General features: G+C 70.4%; 16 protein-coding genes. 5 read left to right on the forward strand and 11 right to left on the reverse strand.

Annotation, left to right across the window (positions count from 1 at the left end; translation table 11 throughout):
- Positions 1-19: 19 nt before the first annotated feature.
- Positions 20-553 carry a MarR family winged helix-turn-helix transcriptional regulator gene (locus QFZ64_RS22350; protein WP_307068426.1) on the reverse strand — a complete coding sequence of 178 codons (534 nt, stop codon included), beginning with the start codon at positions 551-553 and terminating at the stop codon, positions 20-22.
- 117 nt (positions 554-670) lie between these two features.
- Here QFZ64_RS22350 and QFZ64_RS22355 point away from each other — a divergent pair, with 117 nt between their 5' ends.
- From QFZ64_RS22355 to QFZ64_RS22365, 3 genes are all read left to right on the forward strand, one after another.
- Positions 671-1237 carry an NADPH-dependent FMN reductase gene (locus QFZ64_RS22355; protein ID WP_307068428.1) on the forward strand — a complete coding sequence of 189 codons (567 nt, stop codon included), beginning with the start codon at positions 671-673 and terminating at the stop codon, positions 1235-1237.
- 121 nt (positions 1238-1358) lie between these two features.
- Positions 1359-2348, forward strand: a complete 990-nt coding sequence (locus QFZ64_RS22360) for an amidohydrolase family protein (RefSeq protein ID WP_307068430.1) — start codon at positions 1359-1361, stop codon at positions 2346-2348.
- 72 nt (positions 2349-2420) lie between these two features.
- On the forward strand, positions 2421-3302 hold the full coding sequence (locus tag QFZ64_RS22365) for a catechol 1,2-dioxygenase (RefSeq protein WP_307068432.1): 882 nt from the start codon (positions 2421-2423) through the stop codon (positions 3300-3302).
- Positions 3303-3311: 9 nt separating this feature from the next.
- On the opposite strand, the gene QFZ64_RS22370 is transcribed toward QFZ64_RS22365, so the two are convergent.
- From QFZ64_RS22370 to QFZ64_RS22380, 3 genes are all read right to left on the reverse strand, one after another.
- Complete coding sequence (locus QFZ64_RS22370) at positions 3312-3974, reverse strand: hypothetical protein (RefSeq protein ID WP_307068434.1); 663 nt, start codon at positions 3972-3974, stop codon at positions 3312-3314.
- 147 nt (positions 3975-4121) lie between these two features.
- Entirely contained in the window at positions 4122-4340 is a 219-nt protein-coding gene (locus tag QFZ64_RS22375) for a DUF397 domain-containing protein (RefSeq protein ID WP_307068436.1), read from the reverse strand.
- Positions 4341-4347: 7 nt separating this feature from the next.
- Entirely contained in the window at positions 4348-5178 is an 831-nt protein-coding gene (locus QFZ64_RS22380) for a helix-turn-helix transcriptional regulator (protein WP_307068439.1), read from the reverse strand.
- 242 nt (positions 5179-5420) lie between these two features.
- On the opposite strand from QFZ64_RS22380, the gene QFZ64_RS22385 reads away from it, so the two are divergent.
- Entirely contained in the window at positions 5421-5849 is a 429-nt protein-coding gene (locus QFZ64_RS22385) for an ATP-binding protein (protein WP_307068441.1), read from the forward strand.
- Between the two features lie 201 nt (positions 5850-6050).
- Here the strand turns inward: QFZ64_RS22385 and QFZ64_RS22390 are convergent, their stop codons facing one another.
- The 3 genes from QFZ64_RS22390 to QFZ64_RS22400 all read right to left on the reverse strand — a co-directional run bounded on the left by QFZ64_RS22390 (position 6051) and on the right by QFZ64_RS22400 (position 10704).
- A complete protein-coding gene (locus tag QFZ64_RS22390; protein ID WP_307068443.1) occupies positions 6051-6863 on the reverse strand; it encodes an immunity 49 family protein in 813 nt (270 codons plus the stop codon).
- 83 nt (positions 6864-6946) lie between these two features.
- A complete protein-coding gene (locus QFZ64_RS22395; protein WP_307068445.1) occupies positions 6947-7807 on the reverse strand; it encodes an immunity 49 family protein in 861 nt (286 codons plus the stop codon).
- Positions 7804-10704 carry a hypothetical protein gene (locus QFZ64_RS22400; protein ID WP_307068447.1) on the reverse strand — a complete coding sequence of 967 codons (2901 nt, stop codon included), beginning with the start codon at positions 10702-10704 and terminating at the stop codon, positions 7804-7806. Before QFZ64_RS22400 ends, QFZ64_RS22395 begins: the two co-directional genes overlap by 4 nt.
- 270 nt (positions 10705-10974) lie before the next feature.
- Here QFZ64_RS22400 and QFZ64_RS22405 point away from each other — a divergent pair, with 270 nt between their 5' ends.
- Positions 10975-12165: a hypothetical protein gene (locus QFZ64_RS22405; protein ID WP_307068450.1), complete on the forward strand. Its 1191-nt coding sequence runs from the start codon at positions 10975-10977 to the stop codon at positions 12163-12165.
- Here the strand turns inward: QFZ64_RS22405 and QFZ64_RS22410 are convergent.
- The 4 genes from QFZ64_RS22410 to QFZ64_RS22425 all read right to left on the reverse strand — a co-directional run bounded on the left by QFZ64_RS22410 (position 12154) and on the right by QFZ64_RS22425 (position 16146).
- Entirely contained in the window at positions 12154-12930 is a 777-nt protein-coding gene (locus QFZ64_RS22410; RefSeq protein WP_307068452.1) for a succinate dehydrogenase/fumarate reductase iron-sulfur subunit, read from the reverse strand. The genes QFZ64_RS22405 and QFZ64_RS22410 overlap by 12 nt on opposite strands.
- The gene (locus QFZ64_RS22415; RefSeq protein ID WP_307068454.1) at positions 12927-14966 is read right to left on the reverse strand and encodes a fumarate reductase/succinate dehydrogenase flavoprotein subunit; all 2040 of its coding nucleotides are present in this window, start codon (positions 14964-14966) and stop codon (positions 12927-12929) included. The genes QFZ64_RS22410 and QFZ64_RS22415 overlap by 4 nt, the downstream gene beginning before the upstream one ends.
- Positions 14967-15037: 71 nt before the next feature.
- Positions 15038-15877, reverse strand: a complete 840-nt coding sequence (locus tag QFZ64_RS22420; protein ID WP_307068455.1) for a hypothetical protein — start codon at positions 15875-15877, stop codon at positions 15038-15040.
- Positions 15874-16146 carry a hypothetical protein gene (locus QFZ64_RS22425; protein ID WP_307068458.1) on the reverse strand — a complete coding sequence of 91 codons (273 nt, stop codon included), beginning with the start codon at positions 16144-16146 and terminating at the stop codon, positions 15874-15876. The genes QFZ64_RS22420 and QFZ64_RS22425 overlap by 4 nt, the downstream gene beginning before the upstream one ends.
- Positions 16147-16464: the final 318 nt, after the last annotated feature.

Raw genomic sequence — 16464 nt, forward strand, 5'->3', positions numbered from 1 at the left:
CCGACTGCCCCGACCGGGGTCAGCACCGGTCCGCGACGGTCCTCCCGCCGGCGGCCTTCCCGCCCGGCTCCGGGGCGTCCCCGATCCGGGCGACGACCTTCTCGGCGCACCGGCGCAACACCCGCAGTTCCTCCGGGTCCAGCGCCTCGACGAACAGCTCGCGCACCCAGGCCACATGCCCTGGTGCCGCCGCGACCAGGTGCTCGTGACCGGCGTCGGTGAGGACGACATGCGTGTAGCGCCCGTCGTCCGGATCGGGCGCGCGGCGCAGAATGCCGCGCTTCTCGAGCCGGCTGACCAGGTGCGACAGCCGGGAGAGCTCCGCGTTGGCCTGGGATGCGAGCGCGCTCATGCGCATCCGGTGCGCGGGCTGCTCGGACAGGATCGCCAGGACGTAGTACTCGAGGAAACTGAGCCGTGAGTCCCGCTGGAGCCGGCACTCGAGAGCGGTGGGGAGCTGCTGGGCCATGTGCATGAACGCACGCCACGCCGCGAGCTGGTCGGTGGTGAGCCACCGGGTTTCGGCTTTTTCGTCCTCCCCTGCAGCAGGCATGCGCACAGTCTAGGGTCAAGCACCCGCCAGAAGCACTTGAATATTCACGCGAGAAGGGGCTAGGGTCACACATGAAAATTCAAGTGATTCGATGAGGCAATGCCGGAGGAAGCACCCATGAGCAGTGACTTGAAGATCGGCGTCATCCTGGGCAGCACCCGCCCCGGCCGTAACGGCAAGGCCGTCGCGGACTGGGTGATGGCCAAGGCGAAGGAGCGCAAGGGCGCCGAGTACGAACTGATCGACCTGGCCGACCACCCGCTGCCCCACCTCGACGAGGCGATCCCCGCGGCCCGGGGCGCCTACGCGGGCGAGCACACCAAGGCCTGGGCGGCCCTGATCGACCGCTTCGACGGGTACGTCTTCATCACCCCCGAGTACAACCACTCCATCACGGGCGTGCTGAAGAACGCGATCGACTACCTGTACGGCGAGTGGAACAACAAGGCCGCCGCCTTCGTCGCCTACGGCGGGCTCGGCGGGGCGCGGGCGATCGAGCACCTGCGGGGCATCGCGAGCGAGGTGCAGCTCGCCCACGTGCGCCAGCAGCTGTCGTTCTCGCTGCTCACCGACTTCGAGAACTACTCCGTGTTCACCCCGGCCGCGCACCACGACGGCGTGGCCGAGGTCATGTTCGAGCAGCTGGAGTCCTGGGCCGGCGCCCTGAAGACCGTCCGGAACTGACGCGGCCCCGCCCACCACCCCGGTGGACCGCCGGAGCCCGCGCGTACCCGCCCGGCCGCCGGCGGCCCACTCCCGCGGGGCCTGCCCCGTCACGCCCCCCACAGCCGAGGAAACCCCGTCGATGAGGGTCTACGCACTGGAAGAGCACATGGCCACCGCCGCCGTGATCGAGGCATGGCGGCGGCAGGATCCGCGGCTCGCGGAACCGATGATGAAATGGGCCGTGTCCGGCGGCATCACGCCGGCGCTGCTCGACCTCGACGACGGCCGGCTGGCCGCCATGGACGACGCCGGCATCGACACCGCCGTCCTGTCCATGACGACGCCGGGTCTGCAGAACCTGCCCGCCGCCGAGGCCGTCGCCCTGCAGGGCCCCACCAACGACGCCCTCGCGGCCGCCGTGGCCCGCCACCCCGGGCGCTTCGCGGCCTTCGCGACGCTCGCCACCCCCGCCCCCGCGGCCGCCGCCGCCGAACTGCGCCGCGCGGTGACCGGACTCGGCTTCGACGGCGCCATGGTCAACGCCCGCTCGGGCGACCGGGGCGTCGACGCGACCGAGTTCTGGGACGTGTACGAGGCGGCCGCGGAGCTGCGCGCCCCCCTCTACCTCCACCCCCGGGCCCCGCTCCCCGCCGTCGAACAGGCCTACTACAGCGGGTTCACCGAGCCCGTGGACAGCCTGCTGGCGACCGGGGCGGTGGGCTGGCACTACGACGCCGGACTGACGCTCCTGCGGATGATCGTCTCCGGGCTGTTCGACCGCTTCCCCGACCTCCAGGTCATCCTCGGACACTGGGGCGAGGTCGTCCTGTTCTACCTCGACCGCATCGCCGTCCTGGACCAGGTCGCGCATCTCCAGCGGCCGGTCGCCGAGTACTTCCGCACCAACGTCTTCATCACACCCGGCGGCATCTCCAGCCACCGGTACCTGCGCTGGAGCCTGGAGACGGTGGGCGCCGAACGGATCATGTACGCCACCGACTACCCGTTCAACCGGGAGCGCGACGGCTCCGCCCGGCGCTTCCTCGACACCGCGCCGGTGAGCGACGCCGACCGGGAGCGCATCGCCTTCCGCAACTGGGAGGAACTCGTCGCCGGCATCCGCCGCTGACGGCCCGCCGAAGCGCGTGCCGCTCCGGGACCGCCGTATCCGCCGAAGTCCGAAGCGAAGGAGTGCCCGCACATGAACAAGCCCCCCGAGAGCCGCTTACAGGTCGTCCTCGCCGACCTGCGCCGCGCCGTCGACGACGTCATCCTGCGGCACCGGGTCACCCCCGAGGAACTGTTCGCCGCCGTCGACTGGCTGCGGCGCGTCGCCGACGCCGGTGAACTGCCCTTCACCAGCGTCCTGTTCCTCAAGAGCGCCCTCCAGGCCACCGAGGGCGCCGGCTACGCCCACCCGGAGACGGACGGCGCGAGCCCCTGGGAGATGGAGGGCCCCGCCCACCTCCCCGGCTCCCCCGAACTGCCCAGCCCCGCCGTGCTTCCCATGCGCCCCGACGAACCGGGCGAACCCCTCCTCGTCTCCGGCACCGTCCGCACCACCACCGGCGCCCCGCTGTCCGGCGCGGTCCTCGACGTCTGGCAGATCGACGCGGACAACCTCTATTCGGGGGTCGACACCCGCGACTTCCTTCCACTGAACATCCCCAACGATTCTTCCGGCATCCCCGCCCACAACCTCCGGGCCAGGGTGGTCACCGACGCGGGCGGACACTACGAGTTCCGCACCGTGATGCCCGGTGTCGAGACCTTCGGCTTCGCGCCGGACAGCCCGCTGACCGAACTGGCGGAGGCCCTGCGACTGCCCGGCGTGCGCCCCGTGCACATCCACGCGATCGTCACCGCCGAGGGCTGCCTGCCGCTGACCACGCAGATCTACTTCGACGGCGACCCGCTCGCCGAGGGCACCCTCGAAGGTCCCGTCCCCGCCTCCACCGTCAGGACGACGGTCGTCCACGACGCCCCCGACGACTACCGCGCCCACGGCCTCGACCGCCCCTACCGCTCCCTCACCTACGACGTCGTCCTGCGCCCGGCGCGGTCCGAAGCGCCGGCCGGCTGACCCCTGCGCTCACCGGGAGGGCAGGGGAGCGAGCGACGCGCACAGCCGGGCCGGGAAATCCGGCTCCGCGCGCCGCACGGCCCGGCAGCCTCCGGACGCGGTCCGGAAGAAGGGATCCCAGCCCGACTTCTTCGCGCGGTAGAACCAGCGGTCGCCCAGCCGGGAGGAGCAGCCCGGCTCCGTCGAACCGGCACAGGCCGGTCCCGTGCGCCAGGAGAAGTCCAGCACCAGCCACTTGCCGTCGCACTGCTCGGAGTCCCGGTACGTGTGCTCGGGCGCGTCGACCGCCCGCAGCGCCTGCTCGTAGGAGGCGGCGGTACAGCCGGTCGCCGGCGGCGTGCAGCCCAGCTCGCCGCACAGCCGCAGGGCGGGCGGACGGGCGCCGTCGAGAGTGAAGCGGGTGTAGTTGTCGACGACGACGTCCCGGTCGCCCAGTGGCTCGGGCAGCTTGACCTTCGCCGTCGCCTCACGCTCCTTCGTGCACCCGGAGGCCCGGTCCCCGGACGGGGAGACGAACGTGAGCTGCACCCGTGCGAGATCCGTCATCGGATCGGTGAGCACGGCCTTCAGCCCCCGCACGCACGCGTCCGCACCGCTGGGCACCCGCGTGTCCACGAGCAGCGTGCGCCCATCGGTACCGAGACGGACCCCGGTGACGCCGGAGGGCTGCATCGTCGTCCACGGAATCGGCTCCGCCGACGGCGACGCCACCGAACCCCCCGCCCGCTGCGTCCCGCACGCCCCGAGCAACAGCGCGGCGAGCCCGCACCACAGCGCGACAACGACGCCTCGGCGTCCCCCGATTGCTCCCACAACCGCTCAGCCCTCGCCCGACACCCGAGCGAGACCCTGACCGGTGCCCTTGAGTGCGTCGACGAAGGCGGTGAAGGCGGCAGTGGGGAACGTGAGGATGGCGCGAGCCGGGGCCTTGGAGTCACGGACGGCTGTGCGGGCGGGGGAGCCCGAAATCTCGAGGCAGGCGTTGCCGTCTCCCTCGCCGGAGTAGGAGGACTTCCGCCAGTTGCCGGGAGTGGACATGGATGCCTCACAGCTCCTTGGTCAGCTTGTGGATGAAGTCGTTCGAGCGAACGGGGTCCAGCGATACGGCCTCCACCTTACGGAAGCGTGTTTGGTAGGCGCTCAACTGAGCTTCCGAATCGATGAACACGGAGCCGTGGGGCGCGTCCCGTACCACTGTGTCGAGCTTGGGCACGGGGCCTCCGGCGTACGTCATGGTGGTTGAGGCTCTGGAGAAGCCGTCCAGGTCGAAGGGAATGACACCCAGGGTGATGTGCTCCGTCTGGGACAGCTCCAGGAGATGGCGCAGTTGGGCACGCCAGGCCGCACGGTCGCTGACCCTGATGCGCAGTGCCGCCTCGTGAATCAGAGCCGTGTACGGGATGGTGGACCTCTGCCGAGCCATCCGGTGCCGTACGCGCATCTCCATCTCCTCGGCGGTCAGTTCCGGTACCCGGGACGAGAAGAGGGCACGGGCGTAAACCTCGGTCTGCAGTAGCCCCGGAACGAAGACGACGGACACCTCGCGCAGGAACGTGCTGTGGTGTTCCAGCTCCGACAGGTCCAGGAACGGCGTGGGTAGCAGTCCGCGGTACTCCTCCCACCAGCCGTGAGTCCGGTCGGTGGCCATCGTGGCCAGGGCGCTGATGAACTCCTCGTCCGTGCAGGCGTAGTGGGAGGCGAGGCGGCGGAGCCGCTTCTCGCTCACACCCGCGAGTCCCGACTCGATGTGGGTGATCTGGGCGGGGCTCACCCCGAGCAGTGCCGCCGCCTCCCGCGCGGTCAGTCCTGCGGCTTCGCGGAGTCTGCGCAGCTCAGTCGCCAGGCGCAACTGGCGTGCCGTTGGTTCGCGCCTCAATGTCTTCGTCCGCTCCTGGGCTCAACGCGCCGACAGGCGCGACTCCTTCGGGGGACAGGTTACGGGAGTGGCTTGCCGCATCTATACATTTAGATTTACCGTCGGTGACGCGACGGACACCCACGGTATTCCGGGACGTAGGAAGCGCACCGCACCGTCCTGCCATGACGGCTGCGGCAGGCCACCGCCGTCCGACGACCACACCCCCTCCACCGCTTCACCACGCAGACAGGAGCCGACGCATGCCCGAAACCGACCCTCGCACGGACCCCGAGCCCTGGGAGTACTGCCTGTACGTGCCCAACGACCCCCGTGCCGTGACCGTCAGCCGCCGTACCCTCCGCCTGATCCTCACGATGCACGGCCTCATCCGTCTCGTCGACGTGGCCGAACTCCTCGCCACCGAGCTGATCTCCAACGCCGTACGGCACACGAAGGGGCCTGCCGCGCTGCGACTGCGCTTCTCGGAGGGGGTGCTGCGGATCGGCGCGTGGGACGCCGACCCGGCGCCGCCCGAGCCGCCCGTGCCGCTGGAGCGGGTGGCTGAACTGGAGGAGGACGGGCGCGGGCTGGCGCTGGTCATGGCCTGCGCCGACCTGTGGGGCTGGCAGCCGCTGTCGGCGGAGGGCAATCGGGGGAAGGTCGTGTGGTGCGAGTTGGGTGCCGCGTAGACGCTCGGACGTCGGGAGACGCCGTACGTCACCCGCCACACTCTTGTCCGTACCCCTCGTCATCGAGGCACGGGAACCGTGGCGTTCGACGGTGGTGGCCACGGGCACCTTCCTTGCTCGTTGGCCCGTCCGGGAGCGGCGACATCTCGAGGGGGTACACGGTCGGCACGCTGCCACCGACGTGGCACCGAGGGGGCCGCCTCACGTGTCGTACTCGCCCACCCAAGACCGCTTCAGAAGCGCCTTCGGCAGGTACTCCGACTCGACGTCGATCGGCATGTCGGCGTCGTACGCCATGCACGCGATGGCGAGCGGTCCCAGGGCGACGAGGCCTTCAGCACTTCGGGAGCGGGCCTCGTTCGCCGTCCAGTACTCCTTGTGCCAGGTGAGCGCCTCGACGAGGGACGCGTTGAACTGCTCGGGCTCGCGGCGCAGATAGCGCTGGAAGAGGTCGAGGGCCGGGTAGAGGATCTTCAGCATGAGTTCGGGGCCGGCGATCGGGGCGCGCTGCGGGTCCGTGCCGTCGACGGCGGTGACGAGGGTGTCCCAGACCGCCTGCCGACCGAACCACAGATGCTGGAGTGTCTCCACCCAGGGATAGATGTACTCGTCGAACTCGGCGCCGGACGCACGCAGGAAGGCGACCGGTACCTGTGCGAGCCGGTTGACCCGGTCGTTCTCCCGGCAGATCACCGCCAGGTAGAAGGAAGTCAGCCAGTTCCCGGCGTGGAGATAGTCCTGCGGGCCGGTCACGGGGAGCTGCTTGACCTCGCCGCTGCTGCCGATCCGGCACGAGACGGGACCTTCGTCCGCCGTCCCCGCGGCGAACAGCGCGCTGCCGACCTGCGTCGCCGTGACCCACGCCTCCCAGCTCGGGAACTCGGCGGCCCTGGGATCCGTCGCGGAGCGCCACTTCGCGACGGCGAGAGCGGTCGGCAGAGCGTCGTAGCGGTCGTCCTCCGAAGTCTCGATGTGGGTGAGGACGTCCTCGGCGCTTCTGATGACGGGCGCCATGAGGTCCGTCGCGTCCTCGCCGGGGCGGATCTCATGGCGTGCGATGCGGTCGACGGTGCGGTCCTTCCGTGAGGAGGGGCGGCTCAGATCTCGAACTCGCCGAGCCAGCCGCGCTCCAACAGGTGCTTGGGCAGGTAGTCCGACTCGACCTCGATGGGGATGCCGCCGTCGTGGGCGAGGCAGGCGACGGCGAGAGGAGCGAGGGCCAGCATGCCCGAAGGGTCGTCCGTCCGGTCCTCGTCGGCGGTCCAGTACGCCTTGTGCAGCTCCAGGGCCTCGACGAGTGCCTGATTGAAGCCGGGGCCGTCCTGGCGCAGGAAGCGGTAGAAGAGGTTGATCGGCGGATACAGGATGTTCTGCAGCAGATCACGCGGGGCGCCCGTCGCGACCTCTGGATGCGACCCCTGCATCGTGGCCGTCAGTTCTTCCACCAGGGCAGGGCCCTGCAGCCAGTACGCCTGCAATGCGGCGACCCAGTGGTAGACGTACTCGTCATAAGCGCCTTCTTCGGACCGCAGTCGATCGAGCGGGATCTGGCACAATTGCGTCAGCCTTTTCTGATCGCGGCAGACGACTGCGAGCCAGAAGGCGGTAAGCCAATTCCCCGCATCCGCGTAGGGACGCGGGCCGATGGCGGGAATCGTGCGCACCTCGTGGTCGATACGGCATTGGACGGTCCCCTCTGCCGCACCCGTCACCGCGAACAGTGCGGAATAGACCTGCATCGCGGTGACGACCGCTTCCCACGTCTCGATCCTGGCCCCGCGGGGATCGACGGCGGACCTGGCCTGCATGTGCAGGACGGCCGTGCCGAGCATGGAGTCGATCGAGGCGGGTGAGCGCTCCAGCTTCGCCGTGTTCCTTGCCATGTTCCGGCCCAGCCGCTCCGCGTAACCCTCATCGTCGGGCCCTGGTGAACTGTGGCGTTGGATGGTGGTGGTCACGGAGCGCTCCTGTCAGTGATGTCGAACTGCCTCGTCCGATAGCCAGCGTACTCGCCGGCGTTACGTTCTCCCTTGACGACTATGTAGTCCAACTTGCCCTCATCCAGGGCGTCTCTCAGGTTCTGTGCGAGATCCGCTTCGGCGGGATTCTTCTTACCTCGCTTTTCCATCTGCTCGATGATGTCGAGGAAGTATTCCCGCGTTCCCTGCGACACCCGCTTTCCACTCGGCAGGTTACGCGCGCCGAGCTCCGTGTCGACACTGCTCTTCGCTTCGACGACGACATAGCCGCCGTCCGTGCGCTTGTAGACCTGGTCGAACTGGTCGTTGCCGTTGGCGGGGCCGTCCAGCGGCTCCCTGGTGGCACCGGGATACCTCTCCGGAATGACATGGTGCTCCGCCACGGCCTCGCCGTATGCCTCGGAGGAGTCCCGCATGTGGACGTGCGACTCCCGGTAGGCTCCCTGCGCCTCGACCCGATCGGCGTCCGTCTCCCACGTCGGCTGGTCCTCGTGCGCCTTGTTGGCCTCGTGCTTCCAGTGCTCCATCGCCTTGTCGTGATGGATGGCGTAGTGGCGCGTCTCGGCGGCCTCGTTGAGGTGGGACAGGGCCTCCGGACTCGCGGTGTCCGGGCCCTGCTTCACCCAGTCGTCGAGGTAGTTCGGCTTCAGAGGTTCCGGCGCCTTGTCCACCGTTGTCCACGGGTCGCTCGGCGATTGCCTCGTCAACTGGGGCGGCGTCTTCCCGCTCTCGTCGATGAAGTCGAGGTTCTTCCGGTTGCCGTTGGACTTGTAGAACTGCTCGAAGTACCCGGGCTCGTGGTTGGCGCGGTAGACCTGGATCTCGTGGATCTGCTCCGGCGTGAGCGAGCCCTCGGGACCGTAGGGGTTGTCCCCGTCGCGCATGAACTCCGGCCGGGCAGGTGTCTCCGCGTCCGGGACGTGGGGACCGTTGCCTCCGGACCCGGCTGCCGCGTCGTCCGCCGCGTTCCCCGCGTCGTCCAACCCGTGCCCGCCCACCGGCGGTTCGCCCCCGTGGTGGGGCGTGGTCGTGTCGCCCGGGCCGTCGTGGTGCGGGGTCGTGACGTCGTCGGCGTGGCCCGGGGTGTCCGGGTGGTGGGTGCCCGGGGTGGTGGTGTCGCCGTGGCCGGTGTGGACGGGGTTGTCCAGCTCGTTGGTGGGGAGATGGTCGCCGACCTTGCCGCCCGGCAGGTGGTCGCCGACCTTGGTGCCCGGGAGGTCGCCACCGGCGTGGACGACCGGGTGGTCGCCGCCGGCGTGGATCACGGGTGTGTGCGTGGCGTCGTCGCCGACGCGGCCGACGTCGCCGAGGTTGTCGTCCAGGCCGCTGCCCAGCTTGATGTGCTCCCCGGCGTGTTCCGCGGTGTGGGCGCCGGCGCCGACGAGGGCGGGTTGCTTGACCGGGGTCGGGGTGTGCGGGGTGCCCGCGCCGGACGCCGGGCCGTTCTCGCCCGGGCCGGGCTTGTCGACGATGTCGGTCGGGGCGTCGTCCGCCGCGTGGACGACGTTGCCCTGGCCGTCCAGCACGTTGCCGTGCGGGTCCAGGTACTGCGCCGGGGCGCCCGCCTCCGTCGGCAGCTTGGTCGTGCCCTCGGGCAGGGCGACCGTGTGCTCGGGGAGCTGGTAGCTGCCGTCGGGGAGTTTGACCGTGCCCTCGGGGACCACCGTGCCCTCGGGCAGGTGGAAGCTGCCGTCGGGGAGTTTCGTCGCGCCCTCGGGCAGGGTGAAGGCGTTGTCCGGGAGCTTGGGGATCTCGATGTTGCCGACGCCCTTGAGCGCCTTGCTGATGTCGCCGATCTTGGACAGGCCCGCGCCCGCGCCCTTCATGACGTACGTCATCGGGTCGATGATCTTGCCCGCCTTGCCGGCCACGGACAGGGCCTTGGCGACCGCGCCGGCCTTGCCCGCGCCCGAGGCGGCCGTGCCCGCGCCGCCCGTGAAGACGGTGGTCAGCACGTTGAACGTGACCGCGCCGGCCGCACGCGCGGGGTTCTTGCCCCACTCGTCCCACGCGACCAGCGCCTTGCCCGTCTCCTTCATCGCCGTACGCGAATCGCGGATCCAGGAGGGCAGTTTGTCGTCGGGCAGCAACCAGAACGCGGTGCCCACACCGGGGATCGAGGCGATGACCAGGCCGGTGGCGAGCTGCGCGAGGCCCTTCCACGCCTGGCCCATCGCGTCCCAGCCGCCGAAGCCGACCAGCGTGCCCAGGCCCTTGATCGTGCCCCACACACCGTCCACGATCAGGCCGTCCCACACGAACGACTTCACCCAGTGGCCCACCTCGTACCAGTGGTGCTTCTCCTCCACCGGGTCGCCCCACGGCAGCTTCGCGTTCTTCAGGTCCTCCGCGTTGTACCCGTACTGGTCCTTGCGGTCGGAGCCGTCCCCCGCGACCATCTGCGTGCCGCCGAAGACCGCCGTGATCTTGTTGTGGCAGGTGCGCTCCGCCGCCCAGAACGCCGCGACCGTCGCCGTGATGTCGTCCCGGATCCCGTTGTGCTCCTCGACCTTGTCCCCGTCGTACTCCCAGTCGTCGTCGTCCTTGACCGAGTTGACGAACGTCGTCGCCTTCGTCTTCAGCTCCGCCAGCTTGGTCACCAGCGGGCGGATCTCCGTGGCGTAGGACGACAGGGCCGAGGACACCGTCTCCAGATCCGTCGCGAAATCGTCCGCACGGTCCTTCACCGGCTTCGTCGACGCGAACAACTGCTCCGCCTCCGGAGCCTTGTAGTACGCCGACAGCCCCTGGAACTGCGCATGCACATCACTACCGGTCGTCCGGATACTGCCCGCATCCGTCTTCAACCCTTGTTCGGCCAGCTCCAGTGCGGCCAGGTCACCCGTGTACTGCGGAATCTGCTCGGGCTTGATCACGCGTTTTCACCCCCGTGTGTCCGTGGTCCACCCGCCGGACAAACTCGCGTCAAGTTCAGATCATTCTACTAAGACGTGCGGATGGTGCCTCAGGGTTGTCACCGATGTGCCACAAATCTCTTGATGAGCGCGGGACTTGGCGTCCGGGACCATGCGGCCGACGGTGGCCGCCTCCGGCCGGCGCAACCGGAACACCGCCGCCCGTCGTCCTCCCTCGCAACGCCGGCCACGAAAATCCCCTGGTCGGGACGGTAGGAAGGGGCGGTTCGCGTGGGCCAGGCGGAGCAGTCGGAGCAGGCGGCAAGTGCGGAGCAGGCGGCAAGTGCGGGACAGGCGGAGCAGGCGGAGAGTGCGGAGCGGCGCCCGGAGGTCGCCGGCGTGCCCGGCACCCCGGACATCGACGGCCCCGGCAAGAGACCCCGCCGCAGACCCTGGGTCCGCTGGACCCGGCGCACGCTTCTCGCCCTCGCGCTCCTGCTCCTCCTCCCGCTCCTCGCCACGCAGGTCACACTCCGCGTCAACTACGCGGGTGACACCGCCGACGGGACGTACACCCGAGACCGCGACGCCCTCTGGCTCGGCCACGCCTGGGTGGACGGGCGGAGGACCGACGCCGACGTCGCCGCGCTCGCCGACCGCCTCAAGGACACCGGCGTCCGCGATCTGTACGTCCACACCGGGCCGTTGCGGCATGACGGCACCCTGCCCGAGTCGCTGTACCCGCGCGCCGGTTGGCTGGTCAGGACGGTGCACCGCGAGCTGCCGCAGGTCCGGGTGCAGGCCTGGCTCGGCGACGTGCTCGCCACCGAGGGGCCGACCGGGATGCGGCTGACCGACGCCGCCACCCGCGACCATGTCGTCACGTCCGCCCGCCAGGTCCTCGACGCCGGCTTCCAGGGCGCCCACTTCGACCTGGAACCCCTGCACTCCGGCGACCAGGACTACCTGCACCTCCTCGACCGGCTGCACCGCGTCACCGCCGCCCACGACGCCCTGCTCTCCGTCGCCGCCCACCAGATCGACCCGCTCCCCGGCTTCCACTCCTTCTGGGGCACGGTCGCCGGGCACCCCAAGTGGTGGTCGCAAGGCTACTTCGGGCAGGTCGCACGCCGGGTCGACCAGATCGCCGTGATGTCGTACGACACCATGCAGCCGTTGGAGAGCACGTACGGCGGTTACGTCGCCCAGCAGACCTCGCTCGCCCTGGAGGTCACCCCGCCCGGCACCGACCTGCTGATGGGCCTGCCCTTCTACCACGAGAACCGGTTCGGCCACTGGGCGCACGCCGAGACCGTCCCGGCCGCCGTCCGGGGCGTCCGCCTCGGGCTGTCGCGCACCGACGCCGACCGCGCGCACTTCGGCGTCGCCCTGTACGTCGATTTCGCGGCGACGGAGGCGGACTGGACGGCGTACGAGAAGGACTGGGTGGCGGGAGCCCGTCACCGGGCCTCAGGTTCCTGACGTCCGGCGGCGGATCTTCGACCCCAGCCACACCAGTGGGTCGTACTTGCGGTCCGCCGCCCGCTCCTTCAGCGGGATGAGCGCGTTGTCCGTGATGTGGATGCCCTCCGGGCACACCTCCGTGCAGCACTTGGTGATGTTGCAGTAGCCCAGGCCGTGCTCGTCCTGCGCGGTGCGCTTGCGGTCCAGGCCGGTCTCCTCGGCGGCGTCCAGCGGGTGCATGTCCAGCTCCGCGACCCGCATCAGGAAACGCGGGCCGGCGAACGCGGGCTTGTTCTCCTCGTGGTCGCGGACGACGTGGCACGTGTCCTGGCACAGGAAGCACTCGATGCACTTGCGGAACTCCTGCGGGCGGTCCACGTCCTCCTGCATCATCCGGTACTCGCCCGGAGCCGGCCCCGCAGGCGGCACGAACGCCGGGACCTCCCGCGCCTTGGCGTAGTTGAAGCCGACGTCCGTCACCAGGTCCCGTACCACGGGGAAGGCGCGCAGCGGCGTCACGGTGATCGTCTCGGCGCGGTCGAAGACCGACATGCGGGTCATGCACATCAGCCGGGGCCGCCCGTTGATCTCCGCCGAGCACGAACCGCACTTGCCCGCCTTGCAGTTCCACCGCACCGCCAGGTCGGGCGCCTGGGTGGCCTGGATGCGGTGGATGATGTCGAGGACCACCTCGCCGTCGTTCACCTCCACCGTGAAGTCGGCGAGACCGCCTCCGCGCACGTCGCCCCGCCACACCCGGAACCGGGCCTCGTAGCCGCTCATTCGTACAGCTCCTCCTCGGCCAGGTACTTGACCAGCTCTTCCTTCTCGAACAGGGCAAGCAGGTCCGGACGGATGGGTGGGGTGGTCTCCCGTACGAGCTCGATCTGGCCGCGCACCGGGTCGGTGGCCGCGAGCCCGTCGGTGGGGTCGGCGGGCCGGCACAGCAGGTTGACCGGGCGCCAGGCGTTGTCCATCGACGGGTGGTCCTCGCGGGTGTGGCCGCCGCGCGACTCGGTGCGCTCCAGGGCCGCGCGTGCCACGCACTCGCTGACCAGCAGCATGTTCCGCAGGTCCAGGGCGAGGTGCCAGCCCGGGTTGAACTGCCGGTGCCCCTCGACACCGGCCCGCCGGGCCCGTACCCGCAGCTCGGCCAGCTTCTCCAGGGCGCGCTCCATCTCGGGCTCGCGTCGGATGATCCCCACCAGGTCGTTCATGGTCTGCTGCAACTCCTGGTGGACGCCGTACGGGTTCTCCGGCGGCCGGCCGGCCGCGGCCTGCCCGGTCGCCTCCCCGCTCCCGGGGATCGGGCCCTCCCCGCTCCCGGGGATCGGGCCCTCCCCGCTCCCGGGGATCGGGCCCTCCCCGCTTCCGGGGGCCGGCCCCTCCGCCGAGAACGGCCGCAGCGCCTCCGCCGCGGCCGCGTCGAGCTGGGCGTCGTCCGCCACGGGGCGCGCGCCGGCGAGCGCGGCCGCGTGCTCGGCGGCGTGCCATCCGGCCCGACGCCCGAAGACCAGCAGGTCGGACAGTGAGTTGCCGCCGAGCCGGTTGGAGCCGTGCATGCCGCCGGCCACCTCACCGGCCGCGAACAGCCCCGGCACCCCGCGCGCCGCCGCCGTGTCGGAGTCGACCGCGACGCCGCCCATCACGTAGTGGCAGGTGGGCCCGACCTCCATCGGCTCGGCCGTGATGTCCACGTCCGCCAGCTCCTTGAACTGGTGGTACATCGACGGCAGCCGCCGCCGGATCACCTCGGCCGGCATCCGCGTCGACACGTCGAGGAAGACCCCGCCGTGCGGGGAGCCGCGCCCCGCCTTCACCTCGGCGTTGATGGCCCGCGCCACCTCGTCGCGCGGGAGGAGTTCGGGGGGCCGCCGGTTGTGGTCCGGGTCGTCGTACCAGCGGTCGCCCTCCGCCTCCGACTCGGCGTACTTCTCCTTGAAGACGTCGGGCACGTAGTCGAACATGAACCGCTTGCCCTCGGAGTTGCGCAGCACCCCGCCGTCACCGCGCACCGACTCGGTGACGAGGATGCCCTTGACCGACGGCGGCCAGACCATGCCCGTCGGGTGGAACTGCACGAACTCCATGTTGACCAGCGGCGCCCCGGCCAGCAGCGCCAGCGCGTGCCCGTCGCCCGTGTACTCCCACGAGTTGGACGTCACCTTGAAGGATTTGCCGATGCCGCCCGTGGCGAGGACGACGGCCGGGGCCTCGAGCACGAAGAAGCGGCCCGACTCGCGTTCGTAGGCGAAGACGCCGGCCACCCTGCCCTGCTCGTCCTTGAGGACGCGGGTGACCGTGCACTCCTGGAAGACCTTCAGCCGGGTCTCGTAGCCGCCGGTCTCCTTCTTGTCCTCCTGCTGGAGCGAGACCACCTTCTGCTGGAGCGTGCGGATCAGTTCCAGGCCCGTGCGGTCGCCGACGTGCGCCAGGCGTGGGTACTCGTGCCCGCCGAAGTTGCGCTGCGAGATCCGGCCGTCCCGCGTGCGGTCGAACAGCGCGCCCCAGGTCTCCAGTTCCCACACCCGGTCCGGGGCCTCGCGGGCGTGCAGCTCGGCCATCCGCCACTGGTTGAGGAACTTGCCGCCGCGCATGGTGTCGCGGAAGTGCACCTGCCAGTTGTCGCCGGAGTTGACGTTGCCCATCGCGGCGGCGATGCCGCCCTCGGCCATCACCGTGTGCGCCTTGCCGAACAGGGACTTGCAGATCACCGCCGTCCGCGCGCCCCGCTCGCGCGCCTCGATCGCGGCGCGCAGCCCGGCGCCCCCGGCACCGACGACCACGACGTCCCACTGCTGCCGCTCCACCACCGTCATAAAAGGTCCTGTTCAGTCGCCGGGAGCTCGGAAACGGGCCCGGAAGGGGCCTGGAAGTGAGCCCGGAAGTCTCAGAAGAAGCGTGGGTCGTCGAACACGCCCGACGCCACGAGGTACACGTAGAAGTCCGCGAGCGCCACGCTCACCAGGGACGCCCAGGCGAGCTGCATGTGCCGGGCGTTGAGCCGTCCGACCAGCCGCCACGCCCGGTAGCGCACCGGATGCTTCGAGAAGTGCCGCAGCTTGCCGCCGACGATGTGCCGGCAGGAGTGGCAGGACAGGGTGTACGCCCAGATCAGCGCGATGTTGGCCAGATGGACGAGGGTGCCGAGCCCCATGTGGCCCCACGCGTAGTGCTCGTCGCGGAAGGCGAGGACCGTGTCGTAGGTGAGGATGCCCGCGACGAGGAGCGCCGCGTAGAAGAAGTACCGGTGGAGGTTCTGCAGGATCAGCGGGAAGCGGGTCTCACCGGTGTACGCGGCGTGCGGCTCGGCGACGGCGCAGGCGGGCGGGGAGGCCCAGAAGCCGCGGTAGTAGGCCTTGCGGTAGTAGTAGCAGGTCAGCCGGAAGCCCAGCGGGAAGATCAGGATGATGATCGCGGGGGAGAGGGCCCACCAGCTCCCGAACAACTCCCAGTTGGGCCCCGCGTGCATTGGGCGGCACCGCTCGGCCAGGCACGGCGAGTAGAACGGCGAGACGTACGGGGCGGCGTAGTAGTCCGTGTCGGCGAAGGCCCGCCAGGTCGAGTAGACGATGAAGGCCAGCAGTCCGGCGGCGGTGCCGGCGGGCGCCAGCCACCAGCGGTCGGTGCGCAGATGGCGGGCGCCGATCGCGGCACGCGTACCGCCGCGTACGCCGCCGCCGCTGGGACGGGGTTCGGTGGCGGGGGGTTCCTCGGTGCCGGTGGTCACCTGAGCCCCTCGTCGTCGGAGTCCGTCCACAGGGTGGTGTCGTACGGGGTGTCGGGGATCGACAACAGCGGTGTACGGCGCGGCCGTTCGGGTCCGGGGGCGGACTCGCGCAGCAGGGCGACGCTCTCGCGCAGATGCTCGGCGTCGGCCCGGACCCGGCGCATCTCGAGGCCGCCGGAGCCACCGAGCTGCTGTTCCAGCCGTCGCAGCGACCTGACCAGGTCGTCGACACAGCGCTGAACGGTCGTTAATTCGTCCTGTACGGACATGGGCGTGACCTCATTTCCGCGGGCCGTGAGGGGGCTGGGCCTGGAGGCGGTACGTACACGCGCCTGCGAGTGTCGCGCGTCACAGTGCGCCCTGGGAACCCGTGTGCACGGATTGACGGCGCGTGCGGGGGTGCATGGCGCGCGGGGCGGAGGAGGGGGGCGTGCGGAGGTGGGGCGCGCGTACGGGGCGGGGAGCGGGGTGGGCCGAACGGGTGGGGTTCGACGGGGTGGTCGCCGTGTCGCTTCCGCGGGCGCGGCCCCGGCCATCTGATCGGAGGAACCGACAAGAACGACAAGAGTGATGAAAGTGATGACTTC

The sequence above is a fragment of the Streptomyces sp. B3I8 genome, from assembly GCF_030816915.1.
GTDB lineage: Bacteria > Actinomycetota > Actinomycetes > Streptomycetales > Streptomycetaceae > Streptomyces.